This window comes from Streptomyces sp. NPDC060232 (genome assembly GCF_042726555.1).
Classification (GTDB): Bacteria; Actinomycetota; Actinomycetes; order Streptomycetales; family Streptomycetaceae; genus Streptomyces.
Window position 1 is genome coordinate 640,393 of sequence record NZ_JBHXAG010000001.1, and the last position, 16,192, is coordinate 656,584.

At 72.2% G+C, this 16,192-nt stretch carries 13 protein-coding genes and 2 pseudogenes; 8 read left to right on the forward strand and 7 right to left on the reverse strand.

The annotated features are described in order from the left end of the window. The first annotated feature begins 314 nt into the window (after nt 1–314). The 4 genes from ACFWFZ_RS02845 (at nt 315) to ACFWFZ_RS02860 (ending at nt 2,487) form a co-directional block, all read left to right on the forward strand. The gene (locus ACFWFZ_RS02845; protein WP_387115559.1) at nt 315–590 is read left to right on the forward strand and encodes an SH3 domain-containing protein; all 276 of its coding nucleotides are present in this window, start codon (nt 315–317) and stop codon (nt 588–590) included. Nucleotides 591–796: 206 nt separating this feature from the next. Next, a complete protein-coding gene (locus ACFWFZ_RS02850) occupies nt 797–1,246 on the forward strand; it encodes a hypothetical protein (protein ID WP_387115562.1) in 450 nt (149 codons plus the stop codon). A 441-nt stretch (nt 1,247–1,687) separates the two neighbouring features. Continuing rightward, entirely contained in the window at nt 1,688–1,894 is a 207-nt protein-coding gene (locus ACFWFZ_RS02855) for a hypothetical protein (RefSeq protein ID WP_387115564.1), read from the forward strand. Beyond that, a complete protein-coding gene (locus tag ACFWFZ_RS02860; RefSeq protein ID WP_387115567.1) occupies nt 1,891–2,487 on the forward strand; it encodes a hypothetical protein in 597 nt (198 codons plus the stop codon). The genes ACFWFZ_RS02855 and ACFWFZ_RS02860 overlap by 4 nt, the downstream gene beginning before the upstream one ends. Before the next feature lie 221 nt (nt 2,488–2,708). Here the strand turns inward: ACFWFZ_RS02860 and ACFWFZ_RS02865 are convergent. Then, nucleotides 2,709–2,958 (reverse strand): annotated as a pseudogene (locus tag ACFWFZ_RS02865) (glycosyltransferase); the annotation flags it as partial. Between the two features lie 273 nt (nt 2,959–3,231). Here ACFWFZ_RS02865 and ACFWFZ_RS02870 point away from each other — a divergent pair. The 3 genes and pseudogenes from ACFWFZ_RS02870 to ACFWFZ_RS02880 all read left to right on the forward strand — a co-directional run. Beyond that, nucleotides 3,232–4,422 (forward strand): annotated as a pseudogene (locus ACFWFZ_RS02870) (glycosyltransferase); the annotation flags it as partial. A 90-nt stretch (nt 4,423–4,512) separates the two neighbouring features. After that, complete coding sequence (locus ACFWFZ_RS02875; protein WP_387116306.1) at nt 4,513–5,250, forward strand: SAM-dependent methyltransferase; 738 nt, start codon at nt 4,513–4,515, stop codon at nt 5,248–5,250. Between the two features lie 245 nt (nt 5,251–5,495). Continuing rightward, complete coding sequence (locus ACFWFZ_RS02880) at nt 5,496–7,232, forward strand: immunity 49 family protein (RefSeq protein ID WP_387116309.1); 1,737 nt, start codon at nt 5,496–5,498, stop codon at nt 7,230–7,232. Between the two features lie 232 nt (nt 7,233–7,464). On the opposite strand, the gene ACFWFZ_RS02885 is transcribed toward ACFWFZ_RS02880, so the two are convergent. After that, nucleotides 7,465–7,890, reverse strand: a complete 426-nt coding sequence (locus ACFWFZ_RS02885) for a subtilase-type protease inhibitor (protein ID WP_387115569.1) — start codon at nt 7,888–7,890, stop codon at nt 7,465–7,467. 304 nt (nt 7,891–8,194) lie between these two features. Further along, nucleotides 8,195–8,818 (reverse strand): histidine phosphatase family protein, encoded by a 624-nt coding sequence (locus ACFWFZ_RS02890; protein ID WP_387115572.1) that lies wholly within the window; start codon nt 8,816–8,818, stop codon nt 8,195–8,197. A 329-nt stretch (nt 8,819–9,147) separates the two neighbouring features. On the opposite strand from ACFWFZ_RS02890, the gene ACFWFZ_RS02895 reads away from it, so the two are divergent. After that, entirely contained in the window at nt 9,148–10,569 is a 1,422-nt protein-coding gene (locus ACFWFZ_RS02895; protein WP_387115575.1) for an amidase, read from the forward strand. A 79-nt stretch (nt 10,570–10,648) separates the two neighbouring features. On the opposite strand, the gene ACFWFZ_RS02900 is transcribed toward ACFWFZ_RS02895, so the two are convergent. From ACFWFZ_RS02900 to ACFWFZ_RS02915, 4 genes are all read right to left on the reverse strand, one after another. Further along, nucleotides 10,649–11,617 carry a carbohydrate ABC transporter permease gene (locus ACFWFZ_RS02900; protein WP_387115578.1) on the reverse strand — a complete coding sequence of 323 codons (969 nt, stop codon included), beginning with the start codon at nt 11,615–11,617 and terminating at the stop codon, nt 10,649–10,651. Continuing rightward, entirely contained in the window at nt 11,614–12,957 is a 1,344-nt protein-coding gene (locus ACFWFZ_RS02905; RefSeq protein ID WP_387115581.1) for an ABC transporter permease subunit, read from the reverse strand. The genes ACFWFZ_RS02900 and ACFWFZ_RS02905 overlap by 4 nt, the downstream gene beginning before the upstream one ends. A 10-nt stretch (nt 12,958–12,967) precedes the next feature. Then, complete coding sequence (locus ACFWFZ_RS02910; protein WP_387115584.1) at nt 12,968–14,299, reverse strand: ABC transporter substrate-binding protein; 1,332 nt, start codon at nt 14,297–14,299, stop codon at nt 12,968–12,970. Between the two features lie 69 nt (nt 14,300–14,368). After that, complete coding sequence (locus tag ACFWFZ_RS02915; protein ID WP_387115587.1) at nt 14,369–16,072, reverse strand: glycoside hydrolase family 13 protein; 1,704 nt, start codon at nt 16,070–16,072, stop codon at nt 14,369–14,371. Nucleotides 16,073–16,192: the final 120 nt, after the last annotated feature.

Here is a 16,192-nt window from a genome sequence, read left to right on the forward strand (position 1 = left end):
CCAGCACGGCCGCGATACGGTCTGCCGGACATCGGGCCACGCCACAGGCTGTTCTCCGGGGCTGGTGATCTCCGCGGCAGGACCGGGCGGTCGACGCGAGTCCATCACGCCGAGTAATTGAACTGTCATCATTGTCCAGGTGGATCGTTGAAGCAGAGGCGACGGCGGGCCAACGGGATGACACCCGCCGCCGGGCGTCCCGATGCCCCGCACGCCTCCGGCTCCCCGACGGGCATGGGCTCTACCGTGCAGACAACCCGTCCGCATTCCGGACCACGTCCCGCCGCACAGGCGTTCCCGTTCCCGTGGAGGTCATGATGCCCAGTCCAGCCAAGCCGTTCGGCACGGTCGTCAGCAGCACCGGCGTCAACCTGCGGAGGTATCCCAGTACCGACTCGTCCCTCGTCGGCAACCTGACCCACGGCGCCGAAGTCGGCCTGCACAGCAAGGTGCACGCGCAGACCATCGACGGCAACAGCATCTGGTATCTGCTGCGCGACCAGCCCGTGTGGGTCGCCGCCCGCCACGTCGACAACACCGGAGAGGTGCCGCTGTCCAAGGACGCCCAGCCGGCCGGCCCCCAGGGCTGACGGAGGGCCGGCCCTCACGTCGCGCCCGGCGCCGTCCCGGGGGCAGCCGCCCATGGCAGTCCCCGGGACGGATCCGAGGTGGTGCGTGGTACGGGAGTGGCACAGGGGACCTTTCTGCGCATCCTGTTCCCGATCGCCCACGCGTGCGTGGCCTGCGTTAGTCTCTCGGGGCGCAGGAGCCGAACGCAGACGAAGACGGGGGAGCCGTGTCCTATTCGGAGCGCTGGCAGGAGCTGTTCGGGCCGATCGACGGCGGCCCCGCGATGAACCTCGCCTCGACAGCCCCCGATTCCGGGAGCGGCGGGGGCGGAGGCGGTGGCGGTGGCGGGAACATCGACCTCAAGCACAGCAAAGGACCCTGGACCAGCGCCTCCGGCACCGCCGGCGAACTGCGCACCAGGACGGAGACGAGCCGCTCGGCGCTCGGACCCGGTCACGAGGGCGTCGCCTCGGGAGCCGCCGGCCTCAGCTCCGTCGCCGCGCTCAAGAGCGTGCTGACCTCCTGGGAGGAACGCCTCCAGTCGGTGCGGGACGAGTGCGAGCAGCTCAAGGGGACCCTGCTGAAGGTCGCCAAGGAGATGGGCGAGACGGATGCCGCGATCGAGACGTCCTTCAAGGGCGTCGACGGCGGCTCCAAGGCGGACGAGAAGCGATGACCGGAACCCTCACCTGGAAGCAGCTGCGCGACCTCAAGACCTCCGAGTTCACGGAGGCGGGCGACAAGTGGCACGAGGTCTCGGACCGCTCGGACTCCGACCGCGTACGGGTCGACCGTGCGATGTCCGCGAAGCTCCGCGAGACCCAGAAGAGCGAGTCGGCGGAGGCGGCCCTGGGCAGGCTCCAGCGCCTCAGCCGCAACTTCCAGTACCTGCACACCGAGTGCGGGCTCGTCCGTACGGCGCTCAACGGGCTCGCCAGTGATCTCGCCGAGCCCCAGACCCAGTTGAAGCAGGCCCTCGCGGACGCCGCCGCCCTGAACTTCACCGTCCACGACGACGGCTCCGTCAGCTACCCGGCCGTCGAGGCTCGGCTGGCTGCTGGCAGGCCCGGTCGGGGTCGGGGTCGGACGGGACGTCTTCGACATCGGCGACGACGACGTGTACTTCGGCAAGGACCCGGCGAGCAAGGCCTTCGGGGCCCAACGCTTCCTGGTCGACGACGGACCCAGGATGGTCGTCGACGGTGGAGGGTTCGACGCCCACTCCCAGTACTTCACTCCGGAGAAGGACCAGACGTCGGCGAACAACATCGCCAGGATCGTGGCCGGGCAGCCTGAGAAGATCGTGAGGGAAGAACACCGATGAAGCGCATCACACGGACCATTCGCCTGACCTGTGCGCTGGCCGTGGCCGGTGCGCTGCTCGCCGGATGCGGACTGACGGACGGCACCAAGGACGGACGAGGGACAGTGGCAGGCATGGACATGCAGGGAGCGGCGGAGCGCGCCGACGCGATGTTCTACGCGACGGTCGGGGCGATCAAGCCGGACATCGAATGGGTCCACGACACCACGACGACCGGCAGCTGCGACGTGACGCGCTACTGGACCGTGATGACTGTCGTCTCCGAGCAGCGTCGCGGCAACTTCCTCGGTGTGGTCGAGAACTTCTGGAAGGCGAGCGGTTACCAGATCAAGACGGTGAATCCGGACAAGGACACGCCCGAGATCGTCGCCACGTCCCCGGACGGCTTCGGCATCATGGTCCTCTTCGGCCACCAGGGGCAGGCCTTCTTCGAAGTCACCAGCCCCTGCGTGAAGAATTCGAAGGTGGCAGCACCCACCAAAGTGGCGAACGGCGCCACGTACGAAGGCGAAACCGCCATCCCCACCCCCAACGTCCGCTCCGACTTCTGGTCCGCCGAGACCCCGGCGCCGGGCACCACCCCCGCGTCCTGAGCACACTGCGGGAACGGATGCCGACACCGCCGAGTCCGATGTCGGCGCCGCGTCCGACGCCGGCTGTCCAGGGACCCCGGGCACGGGGGAGCCGTACGGGCTGCTGGTCGGCCACTTCCGTGCGGTGTGCCCGACCTGCCCCCGGACGACGCCCCTCAGGTCCTGTCTGGAGTTCCCCCGCGGCATTGCGCTGGAACTCCGGACAGGACCTGAGGGTGCTGCTACCACCGGCCGGCCGTGGCGAGGAGCAGTCCGGCGGCCACCGCTGCTCCGTCGGTGCGGACCGTGCCGGCCACGGCCGTTGCCCGGCCCTGGGTTTCGGCAGTGAGGGCCGTCCGGAGTGCGGCAGACAGGGACTCGAAGGCCACGGCCGGCCCGTCGTGCGCCACGCCGACGCCCAACCCGGCCACCCGGCCCGCCCCGTAGGGCTGGTCGGCCATCCGGGGGGACCACCACCTGGGGTGCGCCGGCCCCCAGGGGGAACCCTGGCGCGCCCGGCAGTACGACACCGCGGTCGTTCCCGCGCACCGGGGCCACGGGCTGGGGCTGCGGGCCAAGGCAGCCGTGCTGCGCCGACTGCGCGCCGATGCCCCGGACGTCGTCGAGATCGAGTCCGACAACGCCGAGGACTACACCCACATGCTTGCGGTCGACACCGCACCGGGCTTTCCGCTCCTACCGGCGCACCAGCGACTTCCAGCTCGACGTGCGCACCGTCTGACTTCCACAGAAACGAGAGACAACATGCGAGTGCTCCTGATGGCATACGGATCGCGCGGCGACATCGCGCCGCTGGCGGGATGTGCGGCGCAGCTGCGCAAGCGGGGCGCGGAGGTACGCGTGTGCGCGCCGCCGGACGCGGAGTTCGCGCACCTGCTGGCCGGTGTCGGCGCCGAGGTCGTGCCCTTCGGGCGCGACGTACGCGCGCTGCGCACGGTGGCGCCGCCGACGGACGCTGCCGGGTTCGCGGCAGAGCTGGTCGCCGCGCACTTCGACACGGTCGGCAAGGCGGCCGAGGGCTGTGACGTGCTCGTGGCGAGCGGTCTGATGCCGGCCGGGGCCCGCTCCGTGGCCGAGAAACTGGGCATACGCTACGTGTACGTGGCCTTCCACCCGTTCGAGATGCCCTCGGCGCACTACCGGCCGGCGTCGCGCCCGGGCCCGCCGGCCCCGCCCGGCATGACCGACAACCAGGCCCTGTGGGACCTGGACGCCCAGAAGGTCAACGCCCTCTACCTCGCGCCCCTCAACGCCCACCGCGAGGCGATCGGCCTCGCGCCCGTGGACAACGTCCGTGACCATGTCTTCACCGAACGGCCCTGGCTGGCCGCAGACCCGGTTCTGGGCCCGTGGCAGGGCCTGACGAACCTGGACCTCGTACAGACCGGCGCGTGGATCCTGCCCGACGAGCGCCCCCTGCCCGCCGACCTGGAGGCCTTCCTCGACGCCGGCACCCCGCCCGTGTACGTCGGCTTCGGCAGCATGCCGCTGGGCGGGCCCGACGACATCGGCCGGACGACCGTCGAGGCGGTCCGCGCGCAGGGCCGCCGCGTACTGGTCTCCCGAGGCTGGGCCGACCTGGGACCGATCGACGACGCGGACGACTGCCTCGCCGTGGGCGACGTCAACCACCAGGCCCTCTTCCGCCGGGTCGCCGCCGTCGTGCACCACGGCGGCGCCGGGACCACGACGACCGCCGCACTCGCCGGCGCACCGCAGGTGGTGGTACCCCAGTTCGTGGACCAGCCGCACTGGGCCGCCCGCGTCGCCGACCTGGGCATCGGCGCGGCACACGACGGCCCGACCCCGACCTTCGAGTCGCTGTCGGCCGCGCTCGGGACGGCCCTGACCCCAGAGGCGCAAGCACGGGCGAAGGCGGTCGCCGGCACGATCCGCACCGACGGGACGGAGGTGGCCGCGAGGCTGCTCCTGGAACCGGAGCCCGCGAAGCACGCGGAGCCCGCGAAGCAAGCGGAGCACATGGAGCCCATGGAGCCCGCGGAGCAGGCTGACGCCGTGCCGGCCGTGAGCCGCGAACAGATCTCCGGCATCGCCCACGCCGACCACCCGATCAAGGCACCGCTCGACGACGACTCGGTCAGAGTGCTGCTTGAGCGCGGCCTCCCCCGGGGCGACGAGCGAGTGCTCGACCTCGGGTGCGGCACGGCGGAATGGCTCCTGCGCGCCCTGGCGGCACGCCCGCACCTGCACGCCGAGGGCGTCGACGTCTCCGAGGTCGCCCTCACCCAGGCCCGCCGGGCGGCGAGCGGACGGGGGGTGGACGACCGGCTGGTCCTCCACCACCAGGAGGCGGCGGACTTCGCCTCCGACCAGCCCTTCGACCTGGTGATCAGTGTCGGTGCCACGCATGCTTTCGGCGGTCTCCTGCCCACCCTCGCGGCGGCCCGCAAGCACCTGGCTCCCGGCGGCCGTGTCCTGATCGGCGAGTCGTTCTGGGACCGCACCCCCTCACCGGAGGCCGTCGAGATGTTCGGCGACCTCGACGACCTGGCGACCACCGTGGACCGCGTGGTCGCCGACGGCTGGACCCCCGTCCACGGCCATGTCAGCACCCGCCGAGAACTGGACGGCTACGAGTGGGCCTGCTGGGGCTCGCTGGCCGCATGGGCACTCGACCACCCTGCCGATCCGGCCGCCGCACAGGCGCTGGAGACGGCCGACGCCCAGCGTTCGCAATGGCTGCGCGGGTACCGGGACAGCTTCGGCTTCCTCTGCCTCGTCCTGCGCCGAACGTCGGACTGATCGACCACGCCACCCTCGCCGAACGGGTGCAAAGGGGGTCAGTGGAGGGGCATGCGGAGAGGAACCGCGTGCCTGACGGAGATCGAGCAGTCCCTCGACGAGGACGCACGCTGGTCGGCGCCTGCTACCCGGGGAAGTCACGTGCACCGCGTGCCCGGCAGGCGCCGGTCTGTCAGATCCCACCCCTAGGCTGTCCGCAACGATTCTGATCAAGGAGCAAGGCAGTGCGGATAGAGCGTCACCAGGTGGGCGAGGCGGCCGTGTCGGCGGCACGCGAGGACTTCACGAACCGCATCGGGGGCCAGGTGCGCTCCATGTCGAGGGGCGGCCGGATGACCACCTACGCGTGGCAGTCCATCGCGGACGAGTTCCTCGCATACCTGGGCGCTCTCTCCGTCGCGACCCCCGACCTCGACACCCCGGAGGCCAAGGCCGCCCTCAAGGACGCCTCCGAGGCCGCCGCCGGCGCTGTCGCCTACGCGGCGTACCACCCGCACTGCAGCTTCCAGATCTTCCTGGAATACGTGAACTTCGGCATGAGCTACGACCCGGGGGAGGACCACCCCGAGGAGAGCGTCACGCCGGGGGAGTGGATCGACGCGCTCTGCCTGGCCGTCCTCAGGGACAAGGCCACGTGGCACGGGGAGGCCTTCCGCTTCGCCCGGGACAAGTTCGCCGAGCGGCTGCAGGGCACACCCGCCGGCGAGCTCGCCACGGGGCTGATGGCCGTCGTCCTGGACGACACCGGCGACGACGGGGACCACCCGCCGAGCGCGCAGGCCAAGCTCGCCGCCGTCGACGCGGCCCTGGACCGCGTACGCAGCCGCGCCGAGGAGAGCGGCGAGCCGCTGCTGGACCGGCCGGACAGCGCTGCGCTGCGCACGCTGCGCGCCCTGGCCGCCGAGGACCGGGAGGCCTTCGATGCCGCGCTGCCCGAGCTCCTGGTCAGCCACCGGGCCCTGCACGGCTCCTCGGCCTCCACGCGAAACCTTCTCCCGCTCGTCCCCATCTCCCTCGCCGCGCTCGCGTACCGGAGCCTGGGCTGGGCGCCCGCCGTCCGTACCGACTACCTCCCGCACGCGCTGGTCACCGGCTTCGAGACCCGAGGGCCGCGGGTCGCGGGCTTCGGCCGGGACCGGCGGCCGGACGCGGTCGCCGCGCTCGCCGCGGGCGCCCTGGTGGTGGAGCGGCCGGACTGCGAGCGGACCGTCCACCCGGAGACCGAGGCCAGGTACCACAAGTATGTCGAGGAGGCGTTCACCGCCGTCGACGGGAAGCCCCTCGCCGTCTGGCGGCTCGACAGCGTCATGGGCGATCAGGAGCGCCTGTTCAAGCGGCGTGCGGGGGCTTTGGGCGATCTCACGGACGCGCAGCTGGCGCCCCTGCGGCTGGCCTCCCGGATGGGGGCGGCCCTGTTCCGTATCGCCCTCGCCGAGCCGGGTACCGAGGCCGAGGTCACCATCGACGGCCGCACGCTGCGCTATCCGGCCCAGCGGGCCGAGGAGGCCGGCGCCCACAACTGGCAGAAGGCCGTGTCCTTCGCCCTGATCACCGGAGCGCGCGAGGACCTCGCCCCCCTGGTCCTCACCGGCCCCACCTTCGCCCGCCCGGACGGCTCCGCCTTCAGCGCGTACCGTGAAGCCCTGCACGCCTACCTGACGGGCGCCGAGCCCGAACAGGCCGTACAACGGGCCCTCCAGCAGACCGAGAGGGCCGCGGACTGGGGCTTCGCCATGCCGCCGGCCGTGCTGCTGTCGCAGCTGGTGGAGGGTGACGAGGAGAGCTTCAACCTGGCCCTGGCCGACGCGCTCGAAGCCCACCGCGCCTACTACGCGGTCGCCGACCGCGCCGACGAACCGGATGCCGCCGTCAACCTCGACATCCTCGCCCTGGCCTGTCACGCCCGCCGCCGCGGCTGGGCCGTCCGCGTCGAGTCCCCCTATCTCCCCGTGCGTCTCCTGCAGGCCGCGGAGCCGTTCTAGTGCTGTGACCCGGTGAACCTTTGCGGTCACTAGGGTCTGTATCGAGTTGCCCCGTGGAGCAAGGAGCGGCGTTCGGTGCGTGCCGAGGGTGCGTGCCGGGCGTCGCGACGTCGCGGGGCAACTCGATACAGGTCCTAGACGGGGGTGGTCCTGCGCCGCGCAGCCGGAGGGCGGCCCGGGAGCCCGCTGGTTCCCGGGCCGCACTTCGCCTCGGCCGGTCGGCCGCGCGGCGTCAGAACGCGTACACCGGGCTGTCGTTCAGGGTCGTGGACATCACGCACGCGTTGGAGAAGGTGTGCTTCCAGGCGACGCGCCTGCCCTGCAGTACGCCGTCCGCCGTGACCGTGACGGGGTCGAAGTACATCGGGCAGAACCGCGACGGGCTCGGCGCCGCCAGCAGGCGGTTGAGCTCGCCGTCGGTGGCGTTGAGTGCGTCGCACGCGGCCCTCGGGTCGGGGTGGGTGCCCTCGGCGGTGTAGGCGCAGCTGAGGGTGGACGCGCGCAGGACGGTGTCCGTGGGCTCGCCGGTCCCCTGGGCGATGGTGAAGACCATCGCGGACGGGCCGTGCGCACTGGCGGGTTGAGCCTCCGCGAGACCGGTACTGCCTGCGAGACAGAGAAGGCTCAGGGCGGATACGGCGATGATGTGGTGACGCATGACAGGTTTCGCCTTCGATTCAAGGTTGATTGCGGTTCGATGCCTGTGATCTGACGCTCAACTGAAGACGAGCCTGGCAGGTCCGAAGGGCGGCCGCCAACGGGCGGTCGATTTACGGACAGATCATTCGCATAGCGGATGCCCGACGGCCGTTCACGCAGCTGGCGAGGTACATCCCGGGCCCCCGCGCGGCTCACGGGACGGGGGCCGCCGCGCGCCGCGATCCCTCCCTCCCTGGTGACGGCGGTGCGCCGTCCGCCGAATTGCCCTGCAGGGTGACGGGATGAAGGCGGTCACCCGGGGCTCAGACGTGGAGCTCCTGTGGGAAGCCGGTCCAGCGGAGCTCGGCCGGGAGGTGCCCGGTGTCGTTGAAGAGGAGAACCGCCGGCGGTCGGTCGGGGGCGTAGCGGATCACGGTCAGAGCCGCGTTGGCGTGGTTGATGCCCAGCCATCGCCACTGCGGCGCGGCGAGCGCGTCCCGCACGAGCCATCCGACGAGGAAGTTGTGGGTGACGACGAGCTCGTGGCGCGGTGCGTCGCCGGCGACGGGCCCGGTGAACGCCGCGAGCGCCGCTGCCGCGAGCCCGGGTCCCCGCTCCCCTTCCTCGGCGCTGAACCGGCCGAGGAACTCGGTCCAGGCGTCGGCCGCCTCCGGCGGCAGTTCCTCACGTGCCGGCAGGTAGGGGACGTAGTCGCCGGCCGTCTCGGTGCGGCGGCGGGGGACGCCGTCCAGCTGCTCACCGATCAGCCGGGCCGTCTGCTCGGCCCGGGCGAGCGGCCCGTGGTGGATCGCCGACAGCGGGACGCCCCGGAGCCGCTGCCCGAGCAGGGCGGCCTGGCGGCGTCCCGCATCCGTCAGTTCACTCTCGTCCGACGACGCCTCGCCGTGTCGGGTGAGGTAGAGGTAGCGGGCGGCCGTACCGGTCATGGGGCATCCTTCGGCGAAGTCGATCTTGTGGACTCGCGAAGAGACGCCGAGCCCGCGCAGCCTGGTTCCCTGCAGGGCTGGAAACCTCGCGGGCGACGGTCCGCTCCCCGCCGTCGCACGGACGCCTGCGTCCCGGGACGCTTCCGCCCGTGGCCTGGTGCCGCGGCGCCCCCGTCCGAGCCCGTCACGGTCGCGGCCCACCCCGTCATGTCCCCCTACCCGCGCCTCGAACGCAGGCGAGGCCGAAAGTGCCGGCGTGTGCTTGACGTGGGGACGGCGGGGCGCCAGCCTTGCCCGGGTTACCGGAAGGTAGGGGTGAAGGGGTGGGCATGGACAGGGACGACGCGGAGCTGATGTTCCAGGGAGTCGAGCGGCAGGCCGAGCTGGTGCGCACCGGCAAGGTCACCTCCCGCGCCCTCGTCGAGGCGGCGCTGCGCCGCATCGCCCGGTTCGACCCCGCACTCGGGGCCTTCCGGGTCGTCCTCGCCGAGCAGGCGCTCGCCGAGGCCGATGCCCGGGACGCGGAAGCGGAAGCGGAGCAGACGTACGGCCCGCTCCACGGCGTGCCCGTCGCCGTGAAGGACGAGCTCGACGTCGCCGGGCAGGTCACCACCTTCGGCGGAGCCGCCAACCGCACCCCCGCCGCCGCCGACTCCGAGGCCGTACGTCGCCTGCGCGCCGCCGGCGCCGTCGTCATCGGCAAGACGACGATGCCCGAGTTCGGCCAGTGGCCCTTCACCGAGTCCGTTGCCCACGGCACCGCCCACAACCCCTGGGACACCTCCCGCACCCCCGGCGGATCCAGCGGCGGCAGCGCCGCGGCCGTCGCGGCCGGACTGGTCGGGGCGGCGCTCGGCGGCGACGGCGGCGGGTCCATCCGTATCCCGGCCGCCTGCTGCGGGCTGTTCGGCCTCAAACCCCAGCGCGGCCGCGTCTCCACCGCCCCGAACCCCCACCTCTGGTACGCCCTCGGCACCGTGGGGCCGCTGACCCGCACCGTCCGCGACGCCGCCCTGCTCTACGACGTCCTCGCCGGCACCACCCCCGCCGACCGCTGGAGCGCCCGCCCCGTCACCACCGGCTGGCTGCGGGCCCTGGGGACTCCGCCCGGCCGGCTGCGCATCGGGTACTCCGCCAAGCCCGCCGTGCCCGGAGTCCGCCCGCACCCCGAGCACGTCGGAGCCCTGCTGGAGACCGTACGGGCGCTGCGTGCACTGGGCCACGACGTACGCGAGGTCCATCCCCGCTACCCGGACGCCACGGCTCCGTTCGCGGCGCAGTTCTGCGGCGGCGTACGCGCGGAGGCCGCCGCCGTCGAACGGCCCGACCTGCTGGAGCCGCGTACCCAGAGCACCCTCGCGCTCGCCCGCCTGGTCCCCGAATCCGCCGTGGAACGCGGCATCCGGGCGGGGGAGCGGCTTGCGGACCGCGCCGACCGGATGTTCACCTCCATGGACCTGCTGCTGACCCCGGTCATCGCAGCCCGCCCGCGCCCGGTGGGCGCGCTGGACGGCGCCGGCCTGCTGACGGCGCTGGCGCGCTCGCGCCCGATGGTCGCCTACACCGCGCTGTGGAACGTCACCGGACACCCGGCGGCGTCCGTGCCCGCCGGCTTCGGCGCGGACGGACTGCCGCTCGCCGTACAGCTGGTGGGCCGCCGCGACGACGAGGTGTCGGTGCTGCGGGTGGCGGCGCAGCTGGAGGAGGCCCGGCCGTGGGTGGAGAGCCGCCCGCGGCTGCCGGTCACCTGAGGGCGGGCGGGCGCGAGGACGCCTCCGCATGAGTTACGTGCACTCATGCGGAGGCGGTGTAGGGGGCCCGTCCCGGCGGCTACTTCACCGAGCCCGCCATCACGCCCTGGACGAAGTGCCGTTGGAAGGCGAAGAAGACGACCAGCGGGACCACCAGCGACAGGAACGCCCCGGGGGCGAGGACGCCGATGTTGCTGCCGAACTGCCGCATCTGGGACTGCAGGGCGACCGTGAGCGGCTGCGAGCCGTTGTCCGCGAAGAGCAGCGCCACGAGCATGTCGTTCCAGACCCAGAGGAACTGGAAGATGGCCAGACTCGCGATGGCCGGGCGGCCGAGCGGCAGCACGAGCCGGGAGAAGATCCGCCACTCGCTGCCGCCGTCCATCCGGGCGGCCTCCAGCATCTCGCGCGGGATCTCGGCGAAGTAGTTGCGCAACAGGAAGATCGCGAACGGCAGCCCGTAGGCGACATGGAAGAGGACGACGCCCGCGACCGTCCCGAACAGGCCCACCGCGCCGAAGAGTTTGGCCACGGGCAGCAGGCCGATCTGTACGGGCACCACGAGCAGCCCGACGACCACCAGGAACACGCCGTCCCGGCCGGGGAACTCCAGCCACGCGAAGGCGTATCCGGCGAGCGCCGCGATGACGACCACCATGACGGTGGTCGGCACGGAGATCAGGACGGTGTTCCAGAAGGCCGCCCCGATGCCCGAATCCCGCAGCAGAGCACTGTAGTTGTCCAGGGACAGTTGCGAGGGGTCGGTGAGCGCGGTCCACCAGCCGTCGGTGGCGTTGTCCTGCTCCGAGCGCAGCGAGGACAGGAGCAGGCCCGCCAGCGGTGTGATCCACACGAGGGCGACCAGGATCAGGACGCCCTGGACGACGGAGCTGCCCAGGAGGCGCGAGAGCCGGCCCCCGCGGCGCCGCCCGGGCGCGGAGGAGGGCGCGGACGCGGAAGGCGCCGGGGGGGACGGCGCGTGGAGCGCCGGTGGGGACGCCGGGGACGGCGACGGGCCGCGCCGCTCGACGGTGCTGTGGCCGCTCATGCTCCACTCCTTCGGAAACGCCGGACGTTGAAGATCATCGCCGGGACGACGAGCAGCAGGAGCACCATGCTGAGGGCGCTGCCGAGCCCCTGGTCGTTGCCGCCGCCGAAGGACACCAGCCACATGCGGGTGGCCAGTACGTTCGCCTCTTCCTGGACCGGTCCGGGCGCGATGATCCAGACGAGGTCGAAGACCTTCATCACGTTGATCACCAGCGTCACGAAGACGACCGTGAGCACCGGCGCGAGCAGCGGAACGGTGATCTTGCGGAAGATCTGGCCCTCGGTGGCACCGTCCATGCGCGCCGCCTCCAGCGCGTCGCGCGGGATGGCCGCGAGGCCGGCGCCGATCAGGACCATCGAGAAGCCGGTCCAGACCCACAGGTAGGCGCCGATGATCGCCGGCGTCACCAGCGCCGGACCGAGCCAGCTCACCCCCTGGTAGGGGGCTTCGAAGTTGGCCGCGGGCAGCCGCACGGTGTAGTCGCCGTCGGCGAGGCCGGTGAAGCGGAAGGTGCCGTCGTCGGCCGTGGTGGCGGTCGCGGCGACCTGGCCGTCCCGTACGGCCTCGACCGTCATGCCGGGCAGCCCCTTCTCCCCGGGGTCGACCCGGCCCGGCGTGCCCGCGCCACCGGGGGCGAAGTCGAGGTAGACGACGCCCCCGATCGCGTCCGTGCCGGGCGCGTCGGCCGCCGCGTCCGCAGCGGCGGCCTTCGCACCGGCCGGCATCGCATCCGGTGCGACCCCGATGAACCCGAGGCTGAGCGAGCCCCCGGGGCGTACGGTCTCCGCGGTGCTGTACGGGCCGCCCGCCCCGCCCGTCAGGCCGTGGCCCTCCCGGGCGCGGGCCGTCGGATACGCGGCGGCGTCGTGGAAGCCGTCGTGGACACCGACGACGGCGGCGTTGAGCACGCCCCGGTCCGGGTCCTGTTCGTAGGCGAGCCGGAAGATGATGCCCGCGGCCAGGAAGGACACGGCCATCGGCAGGAAGAGCACCAGCTTGAACGCGGTCGCCCAGCGCACCTTCTCGGTGAGGACGGCGAGCATCAGCCCGAGCCCGGTGAGCAGGGTGGGGGCGACGACGACCCAGACGGCGCTGTTGCGGATCGCCTTGAGGGTGGCCGGGTCCTGCACGATCGCCGCGTAGTTCGCTGCTCCGACGAAGCGGTCGCCGTCCGCGTCGAAGAGACTGCGACCGAAGGAGAAGAGGACGGGGTAGACGACCAGCGCGCCGAGCAGCAGCAGGGCCGGCAGGACGAAGACGACCGCGAGGCGGCGCTTCCTGCGCTGTGCCTGGCGCCGCCCGTCGGCCGCGGGGCGGACGGTCACGGTGTCAGCCATGTCGGTCGCCTCAGTTCCCGTAGGCCTTGGCGGCCTCGGCCTCAAGCTTCGCGGCGGTGCCCTGCGGGTCCGAGGGGTCGCGCAGGAAGTCCTGGAGGAGCTTCCACTCACCCGCGCCCTTGGTGCCGCCGAACGCGGCCGGGGCCTGGTCCGACATGTCGAAGCGGATCGAGTTGCCCGCCGCGATGAGGGAGTTGGCGGTGCTGCGCGTGGTGTCGTCGCCGTACTTGGCGAGGTCGACCTCGTTGTTCGGGGACAGGAAGCCGCCCGCGCCGGCCCAGACCTCGGCCGCCTCGGCGCTCGCCAGGAACTCGACCAGCTTCATGCCGGCCTTGCCGTTCTTGCCGTCCTTCAGGACGACCGCCGCGTCACCGCCGCTGACCACCGGCGGCCTGCCGCCGTCGACCGAGGGGAAGGGGAAGAACTTCGCGTCCTGCCCGAGCTTCTTGCCGAACTGGCCCTTGGCGACGCCGCCGACGAAGTCGCCCTCGTAGACCATGCCCGCCTTGGGCTCCGGGCCGAAGACCTGTGCGACAGAGGAGGGGAAGTCGGTCCCCAGCGCGGCCTGGGCGCCGCCGGCGACGAGCTGCTTGTCCTTGAACAGTTCCCCGAGGGTGGTCAGCGCCCTGACGACGCTCTCGTCGGTCCACTTGAGCTGGTGCTGGGCGAGCTGGTCGTACTTCTCCGGTCCGGCCTGGGAGAGGTAGATGTTCTCGAACCAGTCGGTGAGGGTCCAGCCGTCCTCGCCGGCTATGGCGAAGGCCGGGCGGCCGGAGTCCGCGAGGGTGCGTCCGGCCTTCAGCATGTCGCTGTAGCTCTTGGGCTCGGCGACACCGGCCTGGGTGAAGGCCTCGGGGGCGTACCAGACGGTCGACTTGTGGGCGGCCTTGAAGTAGAGGCCGTAGTACTGGCCGTCGACGGTGCCGTAGTTCTTCCACACCGGGGCGAGGGTGGACCCGGCCGTCCGGGCGGTCTGGTCGGACAGGGGCTGGAGCCAGCCCTTCTTCGCGAACTGCTGGAGCACGCCCACCTGCGGCACCATCACCACGTCGGGTGCGTTGCCGCCTTCGATCTTGCTTCCGACGAAGGTGGAGACGTTGTCGCCGGAGGGGACGAAGACCGTCTCGGCGCCGGTCTTCTCGGTGAAGGCGTCGAGGACCTTCTTGAAGCTCTGCTGTTCGGCGCCGGTCCAGACGCCGGCCACGGTGACGGTCTGGCCGCCGAGTTCGCCGCTGCTCGCGGGTCCGGTGGCGCCGCCGCAGGCGGTGGCGCCGAGGGCGAGGGCGAGGGCGGCCGTCGCGGTGGCGGCGTTTCGGCGGGTCGTCTTGCTCGGTCGTCGCATGAGGAGTCCTCTCGGGGAAGTCCGGGTCTGGGGAGGGAAGGGGCTGCTACGGGGTGACGTGCTGCGGGGTCACGTGCGGGGGGCTGCCGGTGCGGGGGCCGGGTACTCGCCCGCCCACCAGGCCGCGGTCGCCGCGGGCAGCACCCCTTCGGGGCAGGGCCCGCTGGCGAGCAGCGGAGTACCGGTGACCGGAGCGGGCACCGGCTCCGTGCCGAAGTTCACCGCGCAGATCAGGCCCTCGCCGCGGGAGACGGCCAGGACCTGCGCGGGAGCGTCCAGCCAGCGCAGGGTTCCGTCGCCGAGCTGCGGCAGGGTGCGCCGCAGCTGGAGGCCGTCGCGGTAGAGGTGCCAGAAGGAACGGGTGTCGGCCAGGGCGCGGTCGGTGGCGTGGTCGGCGAACCACTCGGGCTGCGGCAGCCACGGCTTGACCCCGGCCGCCTCCTGGCTGAAGCCGAACGGGGAGGCGTGACCGGACCAGGGCAAGGGCACGCGGCAGCCGTCCCGCACGTGCTTGCGGCTGCCGGTACGGCGGAAGATCGGGTCGGTGAGGACCTCGTCGGGCAGGTCGAGGACCTCCGGGAGGCCGAGTTCCTCGCCCTGGTACACGTAGGCGGCGCCGGGCAGGGCGAGCATCAGGAGGGCCGCGGCGCGGGCGCGGGCCGCTCCCAGTCCGCTGCCCTCGACCCCCGGTTCACCGGCGTAGCGGGTGACCGTGCGGACCTGGTCGTGGTTGTTGAGGACCCAGGTGACGGTGGACCCGGTGCCGGCGATGTCGCGTATCGCCTCGGTGATCGTCGTCCGGAAGGCGTCGGCGTCCCAGGGAGCGCTGAGCAGGTCGAAGAAGAACGCCTGGTGCAGTTCGTCGGGGCGGACGTAATCGGCGTGCTCGCGTGCGGTGGGCACGGACACCTCGCCGACGAGCAGCCGCTCGTGGCCGTCCCGGGCGGTGTACTCCTCGCAGACCGCGCGCCAGCGGCGCCATACGCCGTGCACTTCGGGCTGGTTCCAGGCCAGCTGGTTGACGGCGTCGCGGGCCCGCTCGTCCGCTTCGGGGTCGTCGGAGTCGGGCAGCTCGGGGTGCTTGAACAGTCCGGCGGCCACGTCGATGCGGAAACCGTCGACGCCCCGGTCCAGCCAGAAGCGCAGCACCCGTTCGAAGTCGTCGCCCACGACGGGGTTGCGCCAGTTCAGGTCCGGCTGCTCGGGGGTGAAGAGGTGCAGGTACCAGTCGCCGGGGGTGCCGTCGGGCCCGGTGGTCCGGCTCCAGGCCGGTCCGCCGAACATGGCGTGCCAGTTGTTGGGCGGCTCCGCACCGTCCGGGCCGCGGCCCGGTGCGAAGTGGAAGCGGGAGCGCGGTGCGCTGCCGGGCGCCGCGGCGAGTGCCTCACGGAACCACGGGTGCTCGCTGGAGCAGTGGTTGGGGACGATGTCGAGCAGCAGCTTGAGCCCGAGCCGGTGGGCGTCGGACACCAACCGGTCGAATTCGGCGAGGTCGCCGTAGACCGGGTCGACATTGCAGTAGTCGGCGACGTCGTAGCCGTGGTCGTGCTGGGGCGACGGGTAGAAGGGGCTGAGCCAGATGCCGTCGACGCCGAGCTTGCGCAGGTAGGGGAGCCCTGCGCGGACGCCGGCGAGGTCGCCGACGCCGTCCCCGGTGCTGTCGAGGAAGCTGCGGACGTAGACCTGGTAGATCACCGCGTCGCGCCACCAGGGGGCGGAGGAGGCGGCGCTGCGGGAGGGGTGACCGGTACCGGCCGGAAGGGTGCTGAGCATCTCGCGTCGACCTGTCTGCTGAATGCGAGAGCGCCCTGAATCAGGTGCGCTGTTATGCATGCATGTTAAGTAGCAGCGACTGGAAGGTGTCAACGATGTGTCCAGAAACAGGCGAAAGCT